18 protein-coding genes are annotated in these 14,542 nt (G+C 57.3%); 15 read left to right on the top strand and 3 right to left on the bottom strand.

Going from position 1 to position 14,542, the window contains the following annotated elements; genetic code table 11:
• Positions 1–239 precede the first annotated feature (239 nt).
• The 8 genes from ACYZUA_RS12615 (at position 240) to ACYZUA_RS12650 (ending at position 7,867) form a co-directional block, all read left to right on the top strand.
• Entirely contained in the window at positions 240–701 is a 462-nt protein-coding gene (locus ACYZUA_RS12615) for a hypothetical protein (protein ID WP_461963344.1), read from the top strand.
• Positions 702–891: 190 nt separating this feature from the next.
• Positions 892–1,845, top strand: a complete 954-nt coding sequence (locus ACYZUA_RS12620; protein WP_461963345.1) for a substrate-binding domain-containing protein — start codon at positions 892–894, stop codon at positions 1,843–1,845.
• A 56-nt stretch (positions 1,846–1,901) separates the two neighbouring features.
• Entirely contained in the window at positions 1,902–3,455 is a 1,554-nt protein-coding gene (locus tag ACYZUA_RS12625; protein WP_461963346.1) for a sugar ABC transporter ATP-binding protein, read from the top strand.
• Complete coding sequence (locus ACYZUA_RS12630) at positions 3,452–4,429, top strand: ABC transporter permease (RefSeq protein WP_461963348.1); 978 nt, start codon at positions 3,452–3,454, stop codon at positions 4,427–4,429. The genes ACYZUA_RS12625 and ACYZUA_RS12630 overlap by 4 nt, the downstream gene beginning before the upstream one ends.
• 3 nt (positions 4,430–4,432) lie before the next feature.
• Positions 4,433–5,452, top strand: coding sequence for a LacI family DNA-binding transcriptional regulator (locus ACYZUA_RS12635; protein ID WP_461963349.1), 1,020 nt, complete (start codon positions 4,433–4,435; stop codon positions 5,450–5,452).
• A gap of 24 nt (positions 5,453–5,476) precedes the next feature.
• Positions 5,477–6,394, top strand: a complete 918-nt coding sequence (rbsK, locus tag ACYZUA_RS12640) for a ribokinase (RefSeq protein ID WP_461963350.1) — start codon at positions 5,477–5,479, stop codon at positions 6,392–6,394.
• Positions 6,391–6,795, top strand: a complete 405-nt coding sequence (rbsD, locus tag ACYZUA_RS12645) for a D-ribose pyranase (RefSeq protein WP_461963351.1) — start codon at positions 6,391–6,393, stop codon at positions 6,793–6,795. Before rbsK ends, rbsD begins: the two co-directional genes overlap by 4 nt.
• Positions 6,796–6,838: 43 nt before the next feature.
• On the top strand, positions 6,839–7,867 hold the full coding sequence (locus ACYZUA_RS12650) for a nucleoside hydrolase (RefSeq protein WP_461963352.1): 1,029 nt from the start codon (positions 6,839–6,841) through the stop codon (positions 7,865–7,867).
• Positions 7,868–7,905: 38 nt separating this feature from the next.
• Here ACYZUA_RS12650 and ACYZUA_RS12655 read toward each other — a convergent pair whose 3' ends face one another.
• Complete coding sequence (locus ACYZUA_RS12655) at positions 7,906–8,112, bottom strand: hypothetical protein (protein WP_461963353.1); 207 nt, start codon at positions 8,110–8,112, stop codon at positions 7,906–7,908.
• A 132-nt stretch (positions 8,113–8,244) separates the two neighbouring features.
• On the opposite strand from ACYZUA_RS12655, the gene ACYZUA_RS12660 reads away from it, so the two are divergent.
• On the top strand, positions 8,245–8,550 hold the full coding sequence (locus ACYZUA_RS12660; RefSeq protein WP_008145652.1) for a hypothetical protein: 306 nt from the start codon (positions 8,245–8,247) through the stop codon (positions 8,548–8,550).
• 166 nt (positions 8,551–8,716) lie between these two features.
• Positions 8,717–9,037 (top strand): I78 family peptidase inhibitor, encoded by a 321-nt coding sequence (locus tag ACYZUA_RS12665; protein ID WP_033061805.1) that lies wholly within the window; start codon positions 8,717–8,719, stop codon positions 9,035–9,037.
• Positions 9,038–9,109: 72 nt separating this feature from the next.
• On the opposite strand, the gene ACYZUA_RS12670 is transcribed toward ACYZUA_RS12665, so the two are convergent.
• Entirely contained in the window at positions 9,110–9,322 is a 213-nt protein-coding gene (locus ACYZUA_RS12670) for a cold-shock protein (RefSeq protein ID WP_007905882.1), read from the bottom strand.
• 290 nt (positions 9,323–9,612) lie between these two features.
• Positions 9,613–9,915, bottom strand: coding sequence for a hypothetical protein (locus ACYZUA_RS12675; RefSeq protein ID WP_461963354.1), 303 nt, complete (start codon positions 9,913–9,915; stop codon positions 9,613–9,615).
• A gap of 374 nt (positions 9,916–10,289) precedes the next feature.
• On the opposite strand from ACYZUA_RS12675, the gene thrS reads away from it, so the two are divergent.
• The 5 genes from thrS to pheS all read left to right on the top strand — a co-directional run bounded on the left by thrS (position 10,290) and on the right by pheS (position 14,528).
• The gene (thrS, locus tag ACYZUA_RS12680) at positions 10,290–12,212 is read left to right on the top strand and encodes a threonine--tRNA ligase (protein ID WP_461963355.1); all 1,923 of its coding nucleotides are present in this window, start codon (positions 10,290–10,292) and stop codon (positions 12,210–12,212) included.
• A complete protein-coding gene (gene infC / locus ACYZUA_RS12685; protein WP_169857083.1) occupies positions 12,212–12,763 on the top strand; it encodes a translation initiation factor IF-3 in 552 nt (183 codons plus the stop codon). The genes thrS and infC overlap by 1 nt, the downstream gene beginning before the upstream one ends.
• Before the next feature lie 60 nt (positions 12,764–12,823).
• On the top strand, positions 12,824–13,018 hold the full coding sequence (gene rpmI / locus ACYZUA_RS12690) for a 50S ribosomal protein L35 (protein ID WP_008145659.1): 195 nt from the start codon (positions 12,824–12,826) through the stop codon (positions 13,016–13,018).
• Positions 13,019–13,045: 27 nt separating this feature from the next.
• Positions 13,046–13,402: a 50S ribosomal protein L20 gene (gene rplT, locus ACYZUA_RS12695; RefSeq protein WP_007905879.1), complete on the top strand. Its 357-nt coding sequence runs from the start codon at positions 13,046–13,048 to the stop codon at positions 13,400–13,402.
• 109 nt (positions 13,403–13,511) lie between these two features.
• Positions 13,512–14,528, top strand: a complete 1,017-nt coding sequence (gene pheS, locus ACYZUA_RS12700) for a phenylalanine--tRNA ligase subunit alpha (protein ID WP_461963357.1) — start codon at positions 13,512–13,514, stop codon at positions 14,526–14,528.
• Positions 14,529–14,542 lie beyond the last annotated feature (14 nt).

A 14,542-nucleotide genomic window follows, 5' to 3' on the forward strand; every position in this document is an offset into this window, starting at 1 on the left:
ACTTTGAATGAGAAAAACTTTTAACTTTATGATTTATATCAGTATTTATTTGACTGACCAGAATGGAGACACAGTCTGTTGTCCGGATTTCCGAACGCGTTGAGTGTTTGTGTTCGGCTCTCCGAAAAGTACTACGACCTATGTAGAACAAACCGCCTTGCGAGATTGCGAATCACTGCTAAAGAAACCCGCGCTTCGGTCGATGTTCCTTTAAAGGATCTTTCTATTCAGGAGTTCACATGTCGTTATCCATTGGTATCCCAACCGCCGCAGGCGTCACCATCGACGGCAAGTCCGCCGCTACGATTCAAGCGTCGAGCGATCAGACGGTCGATGCCGCGAATCAAGCGTTGGGTACGAAGGAAAGCGACAACAAGCAAGTCAGCACCGGCGCCGTGGGCCTGGATAAAAGTGCGGAGGCGTCGACTGAAGCGGGTGGCGCCGGCAACGCCTCGGTGGCGCAAAAGATTTTGCTCCAGCGCCTGAAAGAGCTGCAAGAGCAGTTGCGTGAGCAACAGCAACAATTGGCGGCGGCCCAATCGGCGTCTTATCCAACACCTGAAGCCAAGGCCACCGTGGTGATGACGATTCAGGGGCGAATGGCCGATACCACCGCCGCAATACTGGAAACGGCCAACAGCCTTTACAAGGAAATGGCCAAGGGCTCCATCACCGGATCGGTGGTCAACACGACGGCATGAACATGAATGCCGGCATTTGCGGTTTTCCCCAAAACGGCTTTTCTGGTCGTTGACAAATGTCGGCAGGGTTCGCATAGTTCGGTCTCGCAAACGTTTGCGCGGTGCTCCCGGTGGTTTCCATCGTCGAGTGCAATGAAGCCTACGCCAGCGCAAGCGTTGCTCACAATAATCATAAGATCGGAGTGAACCCATGAAGCTGCCATTCGCTGGACGTCTTCTCGCTGTCGCTATGCTGGCTGCCGCATCCGTAGCGTTACCCGTCTCTTCGGCCTTCGCCGAGACTGAAAAACCCAAAGTCGCGCTGGTCATGAAATCCCTGGCCAATGAATTCTTCCTGACCATGGAAGACGGCGCCAAGGCCTATCAGAAAGACCACTCCGGCGATTTCGAGCTGATCTCCAACGGCATCAAAGACGAAACCGACACGGCTGGCCAGACACGCATCGTCGAGCAAATGATTCTGGCCAAGGTCAATGCGCTGGTCATCGCACCGGCTGACTCCAAGGCCATGGTTCCTGTGATCAAGAAAGCCATCGATGCCGGTATCACCGTGATCAACATCGACAACCAGCTGGACCCGGCAGTGGTCAAAAGCAAAAACATCACCGTACCGTTCGTAGGCCCGGACAACCGCAAAGGCGCGCGTCTGGTGGGCGAGTACCTGGCCAGGCAACTGAAGGCCGGCGATGAAGTCGGCATCATCGAAGGCGTTTCAACCACCACCAACGCACAGCAAAGAACCGCAGGCTTCAAGGATGCGATGGAAGCGGCGCAGATCAAGGTCGTCTCTTTGCAGTCCGGTGACTGGGAAATCGACAAAGGCAACAAGGTTGCTGCCTCGATCCTCAGCGAATACCCGCAAGTCAAAGCCCTGTTGGCCGGTAACGACAGCATGGCCGTCGGCGCAGTATCCGCCGTGCGCGCAGCGGGCAAGGCCGGCAAGGTGCAAGTGGTCGGTTACGACAACATCAACGCCATCAAGCCAATGCTCAAGGATGGTCGCGTTCTGGCCACCGCTGACCAGTTTGCAGCCAGGCAAGCCGTGTTTGGCATCGAGACTGCGCTGAAGATCATCAAGGGTGAGAAAGTCGACAGCGGCACCAATGGCGTGATCGAAACTCCGGTAGAGCTGGTCACCAAGTAGTCCTTCTGGCGACACAATGGTGCTTGCCCTTCGGGGCCAGCGCATGGAGAGTTTTTATGTCAGTTTCTGCCCCGAACGCTGTCCTCTCGGTCAGCGGTATCGGTAAGACCTATGCCCAACCAGTCCTGACCGGCATCGACCTGACGCTGATGCGCGGTGAAGTGCTGGCGCTGACCGGCGAAAACGGCGCGGGAAAAAGCACGCTGTCGAAGATCATCGGCGGGCTGGTCACGCCGACCACCGGACACATGCAATTCCAGGGGCAGGATTACCGCCCCGCAAGCCGCACCCAGGCCGAAGACCTCGGTATCCGCATGGTGATGCAAGAGCTCAATCTGTTGCCGACCCTGACGGTGGCGGAAAACCTGTTTCTCGACAACCTGCCCAGCAAGGCCGGCTGGATCAGTCGCCGGCAATTGCGCAAGGCAGCGATCGAAGCCATGGCCCAGGTCGGCCTCGACGCGATTGACCCGGACACGCTGGTGGGCGAGTTGGGCATCGGTCACCAGCAAATGGTGGAGATCGCCCGCAATCTTATCGGCGATTGCCACGTGCTGATCCTCGACGAACCGACCGCAATGCTGACGAACCGTGAAGTCGAGATGCTGTTCGAGCAGATCACTCGTCTGCAAGCTCGCGGCGTCTCGATCATCTATATCTCGCACCGTCTCGAAGAACTGGCGCGGGTCGCCCAGCGTATTGCGGTACTGCGCGATGGCAACCTGGTTTGCGTCGAGCCGATGGCCAATTACAACAGCGAGCAACTGGTGACGCTGATGGTCGGTCGTGAACTCGGCGAGCACATCGACATGGGGCCGCGCAAGATCGGCGCTCCAGCCTTGACGGTCAAAGGGCTGACCCGCTCCGATAAGGTTCGCGACGTGTCCTTCGAAGTGCGCGCCGGCGAGATCTACGGAATTTCGGGCTTGATCGGGGCAGGGCGCACCGAATTGCTGCGCTTGATCTTCGGTGCTGATACAGCGGACAGCGGCACGGTTGCGCTCGGTTCGCCGGCACAGGTTGTCAGTATCCGCTCACCGGCTGACGCGGTCGGTCATGGCATCGCCCTGATCACCGAAGACCGCAAGGGCGAAGGCCTGCTGCTGACCCAGTCAATCAGCGCGAATATTGCCTTGGGTAACATGCCGGTGATTTCCAGCGGTGGCTTCGTCAACAATGGTGACGAGATGGCGCTGGCCCAGCGTCAGATCGACGCCATGCGCATCCGCAGTTCCAGCCCGACGCAACTTGTGTCGGAACTGTCCGGCGGCAACCAGCAGAAAGTCGTGATCGGCCGGTGGCTCGAGCGTGATTGCTCGGTGATGCTGTTCGACGAGCCAACGCGTGGCATCGACGTCGGCGCCAAGTTTGACATCTATGCCTTGCTCGGTGAGCTGACCCGTCAAGGCAAAGCGCTCGTGGTGGTGTCCAGCGACCTGCGTGAACTGATGTTGATCTGCGACCGCATCGGCGTGCTCTCGGCGGGACGTCTGATCGACACCTTTGAGCGTGACAGCTGGACCCAGGATGATTTGCTTGCCGCCGCGTTCGCCGGCTACCAAAAACGTGATGCGTTGCTCAATGAAGCAGCGCCTAGGGATCTCGCATGAATACTGCAGTGACTGCCGGCAAACGTAGTGGCAACTTCTACGGTCTCGGTACCTATCTGGGGCTGGCCGGTGCCTTGCTGGCAATGGTCGCGCTGTTCTCGGTTCTGAGCAGCCATTTCCTGTCCTATGACACCTTTAGCACCCTGGCCAACCAGATTCCGGACTTGATGGTGCTGGCGGTCGGCATGACATTCGTGTTGATCATCGGCGGCATCGATCTGTCGGTGGGTTCGGTGCTCGCGCTCGCGGCATCAACAGTCAGCGTGGCCATTCTCGGTTGGGGCTGGAGCGTGTTGCCTGCGGCGCTACTCGGAATGGCGGCGGCAGCACTGGCCGGCACCGTCACGGGTTCAATCACCGTGGCTTGGCGGATTCCGTCGTTCATCGTGTCCCTCGGTGTGCTGGAGATGGCCCGCGGCGTGGCGTATCAGATGACCGGATCGCGCACGGCTTACATCGGTGATGCCTTTGCCTGGTTGTCCAACCCGATCGCCTTCGGCATCTCGCCATCGTTCATCATTGCCTTGCTGATCATCTTCATTGCCCAGGCCGTGCTGACGCGTACCGTGTTCGGTCGATACCTGATCGGCATCGGCACCAACGAAGAGGCGGTGCGTCTGGCAGGGATCAATCCGAAGCCCTACAAGATCCTGGTATTCAGTCTGATGGGGCTGCTGGCCGGTATCGCTGCGCTGTTTCAGATTTCTCGCCTGGAAGCGGCGGATCCGAATGCCGGCTCCGGGCTGGAGCTGCAAGTGATCGCCGCGGTCGTGATCGGCGGCACCAGCCTGATGGGCGGTCGCGGTTCGGTCATCAGTACGTTCTTCGGAGTTCTGATCATTTCCGTATTGGCGGCCGGTCTCGCGCAGATCGGCGCGACTGAACCCACCAAACGCATCATCACCGGCGCCGTGATCGTGGTGGCGGTGGTGCTTGATACTTATCGCAGTCAGCGCGCAAGCCGGCGGACCTGAGTCATGGCAACAATCAAGGATGTGGCAGCGCTCGCGGGAATTTCCTACACCACGGTTTCCCACGTCGTGAACAAGACCCGGCCGGTGAGCGAAGAGGTGCGGGTCAAGGTTGAGGCGGCAATCAAAACCCTCGACTACGTGCCCAGTGCCGTGGCCCGGTCACTCAAAGCCAAAACCACGGCGACCATCGGGTTGCTCGTGCCCAACAGCCTCAACCCGTACTTCGCCGAACTGGCGCGCGGCATCGAGGATTACTGCGAGCGTAATGGCTACTGCGTGATTCTTTGTAACTCCGATGACAACCCGGACAAGCAACGCAGCTACCTGCGCGTGCTGCTGGAAAAGCGCATCGACGGGCTGATCGTTGCTTCGGCCGGTGGCGACGCGGGGTTGGCAGAGGGCCTGGCAGGTGTGCGTACGCCGATGGTGATCGTCGACCGTGGACTGGATGGTGTGAATGCCGACATGGTGCGAATCGATCACGAATACGGCGCTTATCTGGCGACCCGCCACCTGCTGGAATTGGGCCATCGAGACATTGCCACCATTGGCGGCCCGGCGAGTACCAGCGTGGCGCAGATGCGTCTGGCCGGTTATTGCCGTGCCCTGAAAGAGGCGGGTGTCGAAGTGTCCCGCGAGCGCATGCTGGAAAGCGACTTCACCAGCACCGGCGGTTACAACGCCGCCGCGATCCTGCTGGAAAAGAACCCGCCGAGCGCGATCTTCGCCGGTAACGACATGATTGGTATCGGTGTGCTGCGAGCGGCGGCCGAGCGCAACATTCGTGTGCCGACGGAGCTGTCGGTGATCGGCTTCGACGATATTCAGATGAGCCGCTATGTGTACCCGGCGCTGACTACCGTGGGGCAATCGATCCTGCAACTCGGCGAGATGGCGGCCGAAGTGCTTTTAAGAAGAATCGCCACGCCGGATATGACCACTGAGCAACGGATCGTGACGCCCAGTATTGTCTTGCGGGAGTCGACTGCGCCGCTGGCCGGCGTGTTCGCCCAGTTCCGTTGAAACAGAATTGATGAGTAGCAATGTATGCCAGCAAAAGTAGTGGTTATAGGCAGTCTGAACATGGATCTGGTCACCCGGGCACCACGGCTGCCCCGTGGCGGTGAAACGCTGATCGGCGAGTCGTTTGCCACGGTTTCCGGTGGCAAGGGCGCGAATCAGGCAGTCGCCGCGGCGAGGCTGGGGGCGCAGGTGTCGATGGTCGGTTGCGTGGGCAGTGATGCCTACGGCGAAGAACTGCGCAGTGCGTTGTTGGTCGAGCAGATCGATTGCCAGGCAGTCAGCACCGTCGACGATTCCAGCGGCGTAGCGTTGATCGTGGTCGATGACAACAGCCAGAACGCCATCGTGATCGTTGCCGGTGCCAACGGTGCGCTGACGCCAGCGGTGATCGACCGCTTCGATGCAGTATTACAGGCCGCAGACGTGATCATCTGTCAGCTGGAAGTCCCGGATGCCACTGTCGGTCATGCGCTCAAGCGTGGTCGTGAATTGGGGAAGACCGTGATCCTCAATCCGGCGCCGGCCAGCCGTCCATTGCCGGCAGACTGGTACGCGTCCATTGATTATCTGATTCCCAACGAAAGCGAGGCCTCGGCGCTGAGTGGGTTGCCAGTGGATTCTCTGGCCTCTGCCGAAACCGCTGCAGCCCGGTTGGTCGCCATGGGGGCCGGCAAAGTCATCATCACCCTCGGTGCTCAAGGTTCGCTGTTCGCGAACGGCAAACGCTTCGAGCATTTCCCTGCGACGAAGGTGAAGGCTGTCGATACCACGGCGGCTGGCGACACCTTCGTCGGTGGTTTCGCCGCTGCGCTGGCCGCCGGCAAAAGCGAAGCCGACGCGATCCGTTTCGGACAGGTCGCCGCGGCGCTGTCGGTGACCCGTGCTGGCGCGCAACCCTCGATTCCCACCTTGTCCGACGTACAGGCCTTTAAAGCACCATGAAAAAGACACCTTTGCTCAACGTCGCGCTGTCGCGGCTGATCGCGTCTCTGGGCCACGGCGACATCGTGGTAATCGGCGATGCAGGTCTGCCGGTGCCACCAGGCGTTGAGCTGATCGACCTGGCCCTGACCCACGGTATCCCGGATTTCGTCAGCACGTTGGAGGTTGTGCTCAGCGAAATGCAGGTCGAGAGCCATGTATTGGCCCAGGAGATCCTGGACAAAAAGCCTTCGGCATTGGCGACGCTCGATGAGCTGAATGCCGAAGGTGCGCTGGGTCGGCGTGAGCTGCTCAGTCATGACCAATTCAAAGTCCTCAGTCGACAGGCGCGGGCGATTGTTCGTACAGGCGAATGTCAGCCGTACTGCAACATCGTGCTGGTGGCGGGGGTTACGTTCTAACTCGCTGTTGTCTTTCTGCTGTCCCACGCACAAGGAGTGCACTATGCACCGCTATGCTCAGAAACTGCACCACCTGCTCCGGAGTCTGCTGCTTTTGTCCTTGATTACCGCAACAAGCGCCCAGGCGGCGGAAAAGATCGACTTGATCATCGACACCGATCCGGGTGCCGACGACGTGGTTGCCTTGCTGTTTGCCCTGGCATCGCCGCAAGAGCTGAACATTCGTGCGCTGACCACCGTCGCCGGCAATGTGCGTCTGGACAAGACTTCGCGTAATGCGCGGCTGGCCCGCGAGTGGGCAGGGCGGGAGGAGGTGCCGGTCTACGCGGGCGCTCCGAAGCCGCTGATGCGCACGCGGATCTATGCCGAGAACATCCATGGCAAGGAAGGCCTGTCGGGCGTCACCGTACATGAGCCGAAGAAAGGCCTGGCCCAGGGCAATGCGGTCAATTACCTGATCGATACGTTGAAAGCCGCCAAGCCCCATAGCATTACCATCGCCATGCTCGGTCCACAGACCAACCTGGCCCTGGCGCTGATCCAGGAACCTGAGATCGTTCAGGGCATCAAGGAGGTGGTGATCATGGGCGGGGCGCACTTCAATGGCGGCAACATCACTCCGGTGGCGGAGTTCAACCTGTTCGCCGACCCGCAGGCTGCGGAAGTGGTATTGAAAAGCGGTGTGAAGCTGACCTACCTGCCGCTGGACGTGACCCACAAGATCCTCACCAGTGAAGCGCGTCTCAAGCAGATCGCAGCGATCAACAACAATGCCAGCAAGCTGGTGGGCGATATTCTCAATGAATACGTCAAAGGCGACATGGAGCACTATGGCATTCCGGGTGGCCCGGTGCATGACGCGACGGTCATCGCCTACCTGCTCAAGCCTGAGTTGTTCACCGGTCGTTCAGTCAATGTAGTCGTTGATAGCCGCGAAGGCCCGACGTTCGGCCAAACCATCGTCGACTGGTATGACGGCCTGAAAGCGCCGAAGAACGCTTTCTGGGTAGAAAGCGGCGACGCCCAGGGCTTCTTTGACCTGCTGACCGAGCGTCTGGCTCGTCTGAAGTAAGCCATAGATCCGCAGGTGCCAGCCTGCGGGTGTTACTTTCAGTCGCTATCTATCAGGCCAATATAGTCGGTAGGGTACTTCGCGAATATCTGTGCGATGAATATCTGGGCGGCTTGCGTCCCCAGTTCCTTGACCAATAGATCGATACCAATGATTGCCAACTCTTCCGGGCTGCCCGGGCTGTAAGAGCTGTGGCCCTGTGGCCACTTGGCTTTGATGTCGGCGTCGATACTTACGGTGGTCATGATGGCGCTCGTGAAGTCGGGAAAGTCTGAGTGTCGAGTTAACCATTTTGCGCGGCTTTTGGCACTCCGACTTAGGCATGAGGGGAGGGCTATGCGACACTTGGTCTTTGACGAATTTTCAAGGACTGTGCTGTGCAGATCGATTTGAACACTCCTGACGGCTTGACCCTTGAGGCGGTGCGTCAGTTGCTGGCCTCTGCCAGCGACGATGAGCACACTCAATTGCGAGTCACTAAGGGCGGCATCGCCTACATATCGTCAGGCGTTGTGGGTGGCACTGATATCAGCGGGCTGTTGTTTCGTCTGGAGACGTGGGCCAAGGGTTCCGGTTATGTCGGATTGGTCGCGGCCAGTGACGAGGTCTGGGTCATGCAGATTTTCAATGCGCTGAAAGAGAACTGGCCGAATCCGCCGTTCGACTACATTGACGTCTATTGAACGCTATTCATATTCAGTCACGATTGAGTGGTAAACGGCAGGGCGATGCTCAGGCACACTCGCCGCGTGTCCGAATAGAGAGCAGGGTGCTAGCACTCCCTGTGAAACCAAACGCCAGATTGGCGGTCGCACGATCTCAGCTTAACTATTGAAAAAAGGAGGCTTCATGCCTTGGAAGCTCGCGTCATTAGGTACTTTGTTGGCCGTTGCCATGCTGGCCGGTTGCAGCACTACCTCCACCGAGTCGACAACAGACCCTGTCACGACGACTGACACGGGTCACAGCCGTTGTGAGGCAAAGGCTGCCGAATTCACCATTGGCAAAAAAGCTTCGCCTGAACTGCTGGAGCAGGCGCGTACTCGCGCAGGCGCGCAGAATGCACGGTTCCTCTTGCCCACCGACATGGTGACCCTGGAGTACCGCTCCGATCGCCTGAACCTGAATACCGATGCCAATCGGGTCGTCACCCGCGTCAACTGCGGCTGATCGCTTCAGGCTTTTGTTTCGCCCATAAAAAACCCCGTCACGTAGACGGGGTTTTTTTAGTGCGGCTGAAAATTACTCAGCGCGGACTTGTGCAGCTTGCATACCCTTTTGGCCTTTCTCAGCCACGAAGGAAACGGTCTGGCCTTCTTTCAGGCTTTTGAAACCGTCGCTTTCGATAGCTTTGAAGTGTACGAACAGGTCGTCACCGCCACCTTGAGGAGTGATGAAGCCGAAGCCTTTTTCATCGTTGAACCATTTAACGGTGCCGGTTTGGCGATTAGACATGGTGTATCTCCAAGAAACATATATTTTCAGTAGTGCTGTGCTGCTCAGGCCAACTGGGCACACCGGGGTATCATAGTCGAAATGTTCGCTTTGGGAGCCCCCCGGACGTGCTGTTTACCCTGCAGTCGCGTTCTGTTTGCTGCTTGATGTAGCTGAAAGCCCCGTTTTACAAGGCTTTCAGCCGAAAGTAAAGACGATAAAAAAACCTGTAAAACCTGCATAAATTGTACGAAAAAGCTCAAATCCATCACTTTTTATCAGCGTTGAGCCGAGTCAAAAGGACTTTTTTCTCACTTTTTCGCTGGTGCATTGGCCTTGCATTTGGCTATCTGCCCCAGTGCTTTCTGCTGCAATTCCGGGGTGGCCTTGTTGTCCATCAGCGCCTGGATATCAGCCGGCGGGTAAGACTTGATTGAATCAGCACCGCAAGCGCAGTGAGACTTCGCTGCTGCAGCACCGATCTGCGGAGTGGCCGCTTGTGTGCACTGAGCCATGTATTTCTCGCGTTCGCCCTTCGGCCAATCGGCATGGGCGGCCAGTGGCAGCAGCAAAACGATGGGGGCGACGACTGCGAATAAACGTTTCAGATGCATGCTGGGATGCTCCTTGTGGGTCAATGTCTTGTTATCTGAGGGGTAAAGCAGGGTTCAAGTTCAGCACTCTGGCATAAAATTGCCCGATTTGCCCTAGGACAAAACCTCGGTGCATCGACGACCGTTCATCTGTGCTAGCATGCCTGGCTCGGGCGTTTGCAGGCTCCGGATGACCTTCAGTCCCGGTGGCGGCAAATGTGCGAATAACCCTGATTTGAATCCCAGTCACTCTGGTTCGGTTTTCCGGTTGGCCGCAAGGCTCCTGCCGCTGTAAGGCAGGCGTTCGTCATTGAATGGCCTGGATCGGATCTTGTACTGGCTCATCCCAACCCACGTGACCTTTGGTAGGGGTCACCACTAGGAGAGGAGGCGCCATGCCAACTATTACTCTTCCCGACGGCAGTCAACGTTCATTCGATCACCCGGTATCCGTAGCCGAGGTCGCCGCATCCATTGGTGCAGGTCTGGCCAAAGCCACCGTGGCCGGCAAGGTCGATGGCAAGCTGGTCGACGCCAGCGACATCATCGGCAGCGACGCTACGCTGCAAATCATTACGCCAAAGGATGAAGAGGGGCTGGAGATCATTCGCCACTCTTGCGCCCACCTGGTTGGCCATGCGGTCAAGCAGCTGTACCCGACGGCCAAGATGGTCATCGGTCCGGTCATCGATGAAGGCTTCTATTACGATATCGCCTTTGAACGTCCCTTCACTCCGGACGACCTGGCCGCCATCGAACAGCGCATGCAACAGCTGATCGAGAAAGATTACGACGTGATCAAGAAAGTCACTCCGCGCGCCGAAGTGATCGAAGTGTTCAAGGCCCGCGGCGAAGACTACAAGCTGCGTCTGGTCGAAGACATGCCGAACGAGCAGGCAATGGGCCTGTACTATCACGAAGAATACGTCGACATGTGCCGCGGTCCGCACGTGCCGAACACGCGCTTCCTGAAATCCTTCAAGCTGACCAAGTTATCCGGCGCCTACTGGCGTGGCGATGCCAAGAACGAGCAATTGCAGCGCGTTTACGGCACCGCATGGGCAGATAAGAAGCAGCTGGCGGCTTACATCCAGCGCATCGAAGAAGCTGAAAAGCGCGATCACCGCAAGATCGGCAAGCGTCTGGGCCTGTTTCACACCCAGGAAGAGTCGCCGGGTATGGTGTTCTGGCACCCGAACGGCTGGACTCTGTATCAAGTGCTCGAGCAGTACATGCGCAAGGTTCAGCGCGACAACGGCTATCTGGAGATCAAAACTCCGCAGGTCGTTGACCGCAGTCTGTGGGAAAAGTCCGGGCACTGGGCCAACTACGCCGACAACATGTTCACCACGCAGTCGGAAAACCGCGACTACGCCATCAAGCCGATGAACTGCCCTTGCCACGTGCAAGTGTTCAACCAAGGCCTGAAAAGCTACCGCGAATTGCCGATGCGTCTGGCCGAATTCGGTGCTTGTCACCGTAACGAGCCATCGGGTGCGTTGCACGGGATTATGCGCGTGCGGGCGTTCACTCAGGACGACGCCCACATCTTCTGCACTGAAGAGCAAATGCAGGCCGAATCCGCTGCGTTCATCAAGCTGACCATGGACGTTTATGCTGACTTCGGCTTCAAAGACGTCGAGATGAAGCTGTCCACTCGTCCGGAAAAACGCGTCGGTTCCGACGAACTGTGGGATCGCGCCGAAGCGGCCCTGGCTGCAGCCCTTGATAGCGCTGGCCTGCCGTACGATTTGCAGCCGGGTGAGGGTGCGTTCTACGGTCCTAAGATCGAGTTCTCGCTGAAAGATTGCCTTGGCCGCGTCTGGCAGTGTGGTACCCTTCAGCTCGATTTTAACCTGCCTGTCCGTCTGGGAGCCGAATACGTCTCTGAAGACAACAGCCGTAAGCACCCGGTGATGTTGCACCGGGCGATCCTTGGCTCCTTCGAACGTTTCGTCGGAATCCTGATCGAGCACTACGAGGGTGCATTCCCCGCGTGGCTGGCTCCGACCCAGGCAGTGATCATGAATATCACTGATAAACAGGCTGATTTCGCCGCCGAGGTTGAAAAAACTCTCAACGAAAGCGGATTTCGTGCCAAGTCTGACTTGAGAAATGAAAAGATCGGCTTTAAAATCCGCGAGCATACTTTGCTCAAGGTTCCTTATCTCTTGGTTATCGGAGATCGGGAAGTCGAGATGCAGACTATCGCTGTGCGTACTCGTGAAGGTGCTGACCTGGGCTCGATGCCCGTCGCCCAGTTCGCCGAGTTCCTCGCTCAAGCGGTTTCCCGGCGTGGTCGCCCAGATTCGGAGTAATTACTATTAAGCGTGAAATGAGACAAGATAAACGAGCTGCACCGAAGGCCCCGATCAACGAGAATATCTCGGCACGCGAGGTTCGGTTAATTGGGGCTGAAGGTGAACAGCTTGGGATTGTGTCAATTGAAGACGCGCTTCTTAAGGCTGAAGAGGCCAAGCTGGATCTGGTGGAAATTTCCGCCGATGCAGTACCCCCTGTTTGCAAACTGATGGACTACGGCAAATCGATCTTCGAAAAGAAGAAGCAGATTGCCGCGGCCAAGAAAAACCAGAAGCAGATTCAGGTTAAAGAAATCAAGTTTCGTCCAGGGACGGAGGAAGGGGATTACCAGGTAAAACTGCGCAACCTGGTACGTTTCCTGAGTGATGGGGACAGGGCCAAGGTATCCTTGCGATTCCGCGGCCGTGAGATGGCCCACCAGGAGCTGGGGATGGAACTCCTCAAGCGAGTTGAAGGTGACTTGCTCGAGTACGGTTCGGTCGAACAGCATCCTAAGATGGAAGGACGCCAACTGATCATGGTCATCGCCCCGAAAAAGAAGAAGTAATCAATAGGGCACGGCAGGCCTTCTGATTATGTTTATCAACTGAATGCGGAGTATCCGAACATGCCAAAAATGAAAACTAAAAGTGGTGCTGCTAAGCGGTTTCTGAAAACTGCTAACGGTATCAAGCACAAGCACGCTTTCAAGAGCCACATCCTGACTAAAATGTCGACCAAGCGTAAGCGTCAACTGCGCGGTAGCAGCTTGCTGGCACCGTGTGACGTGGCAAAAGTCGAGCGCATGCTGCGCCTTCGTTAATTTAGTCAAGAATAGAGGAAGTAACTCATGGCTCGTGTAAAGCGTGGCGTCATTGCCCGTAAACGTCACAAAAAAATTCTGAAACTTGCTAAAGGCTACTACGGCGCTCGCTCGCGCGTATTCCGTGTTGCCAAGCAAGCGGTAATCAAGGCAGGCCAATACGCCTACCGTGACCGTCGTCAGAAAAAACGTCAGTTCCGCGCTCTGTGGATCGCTCGTATCAACGCTGGTGCACGTATCAACGGTCTGTCCTACAGCCGTTTCATCGCCGGCCTGAAAAAAGCGTCCATCGAGATCGACCGTAAGGTTCTGGCTGATCTGGCAGTGAACGAAAAAGCGGCGTTTGCTGCGATTGTCGAGAAAGCTAAAGCCACCTTGGCTTAAGTACCCCCGACAGTCACCCGGCCTCACCTCTGTGGGGCCAGGTGTTAAACGTCATAAATAGGGGAAGAGCCTTCAAGCTCTTCCCCTATTTTGTATCTGGAGTCTGTACATGGAAAACCTGGATGCGCTCGTCTCTCAAGCTCTAGAGGCTGTGCAAAGCGCTGAAGATATCAATGCCCTGGAGCAAATCCGGGTTCACTACCTTGGCAAAAAGGGCGAATTGACTCAGGTGATGAAGACCCTGGGGAATTTGCCGGCAGAAGAGCGTCCGCAAGTCGGCGCCCTGATCAACGTTGCCAAGGAGCGTGTCACAGAGGTTCTCAATGCGCGCAAGGCAGTGTTTGAAGAGGCCGACCTGGCCGCCAAACTGTCCGCCGAGTCCATTGACGTGACCCTGCCTGGCCGTGGCCAGACCTCGGGTGGTCTGCATCCGGTTACTCGCACTCTGGAACGTATCGAACAGTTCTTCACCCACATCGGCTACGGCATTGCCGAAGGCCCTGAGGTCGAAGACGACTATCACAACTTCGAAGCGCTCAACATCCCAGGCCATCACCCGGCCCGGTCGATGCATGACACCTTCTATTTCAATGCCAACATGTTGCTGCGCACCCATACCTCTCCGGTACAGGTCCGCACCATGGAATCGAAACAGCCGCCGATCCGCATCGTCTGCCCAGGCCGTGTGTACCGTAGCGACTCCGATATCACTCATTCCCCGATGTTCCACCAGGTCGAAGGCCTGCTGGTCGACCGCGATATCAACTTCGCCGACCTGAAAGGGACCATCGAAGAGTTTCTGCGCGTGTTCTTCGAAAAAGAACTGGCCGTGCGTTTCCGCCCTTCGTACTTCCCGTTCACCGAGCCATCCGCCGAAGTCGACATGGAATGCGTGATGTGCAGCGGTAAAGGCTGTCGCGTCTGCAAACAGACTGGCTGGCTGGAAGTGATGGGCTGCGGCATGGTTCACCCGAACGTGTTGCGTATGTCCGGGATCGACCCGGAAGAGTTCTCGGGCTTTGCCTTCGGCATGGGTGTTGAGCGTCTGGCCATGCTGCGTTACGGCGTGAACGACTTGCGTCTGTTCTTCGACAACGACTTGCGGTTCCTCGCGCAATTTCGCTAGTCGTAACGAATTCT

This window comes from Pseudomonas sp. LS2P72 (assembly GCF_054897865.1).

Bases quoted from the DNA above. Each gene is read 5' to 3' on its own strand.
- rplT (WP_007905879.1), top strand. From the start codon at position 13,046: ATGGCTCGTGTAAAGCGTGGCGTCATTGCCCGTAAACGTCACAAAAAA.
- rbsD (WP_461963351.1), top strand. From the start codon at position 6,391: ATGAAAAAGACACCTTTGCTCAACGTCGCGCTGTCGCGGCTGATCGCG.
- ACYZUA_RS12620 (WP_461963345.1), top strand. From the start codon at position 892: ATGAAGCTGCCATTCGCTGGACGTCTTCTCGCTGTCGCTATGCTGGCT.
- ACYZUA_RS12675 (WP_461963354.1), bottom strand. From the start codon at position 9,915: ATGCATCTGAAACGTTTATTCGCAGTCGTCGCCCCCATCGTTTTGCTG.
- rpmI (WP_008145659.1), top strand. From the start codon at position 12,824: ATGCCAAAAATGAAAACTAAAAGTGGTGCTGCTAAGCGGTTTCTGAAA.
- ACYZUA_RS12665 (WP_033061805.1), top strand. From the start codon at position 8,717: ATGCCTTGGAAGCTCGCGTCATTAGGTACTTTGTTGGCCGTTGCCATG.
- rbsK (WP_461963350.1), top strand. From the start codon at position 5,477: ATGCCAGCAAAAGTAGTGGTTATAGGCAGTCTGAACATGGATCTGGTC.
- pheS (WP_461963357.1), top strand. From the start codon at position 13,512: ATGGAAAACCTGGATGCGCTCGTCTCTCAAGCTCTAGAGGCTGTGCAA.
- ACYZUA_RS12650 (WP_461963352.1), top strand. From the start codon at position 6,839: ATGCACCGCTATGCTCAGAAACTGCACCACCTGCTCCGGAGTCTGCTG.
- ACYZUA_RS12630 (WP_461963348.1), top strand. From the start codon at position 3,452: ATGAATACTGCAGTGACTGCCGGCAAACGTAGTGGCAACTTCTACGGT.
- thrS (WP_461963355.1), top strand. From the start codon at position 10,290: ATGCCAACTATTACTCTTCCCGACGGCAGTCAACGTTCATTCGATCAC.
- ACYZUA_RS12670 (WP_007905882.1), bottom strand. From the start codon at position 9,322: ATGTCTAATCGCCAAACCGGCACCGTTAAATGGTTCAACGATGAAAAA.
- ACYZUA_RS12615 (WP_461963344.1), top strand. From the start codon at position 240: ATGTCGTTATCCATTGGTATCCCAACCGCCGCAGGCGTCACCATCGAC.
- ACYZUA_RS12625 (WP_461963346.1), top strand. From the start codon at position 1,902: ATGTCAGTTTCTGCCCCGAACGCTGTCCTCTCGGTCAGCGGTATCGGT.
- ACYZUA_RS12635 (WP_461963349.1), top strand. From the start codon at position 4,433: ATGGCAACAATCAAGGATGTGGCAGCGCTCGCGGGAATTTCCTACACC.
- ACYZUA_RS12655 (WP_461963353.1), bottom strand. From the start codon at position 8,112: ATGACCACCGTAAGTATCGACGCCGACATCAAAGCCAAGTGGCCACAG.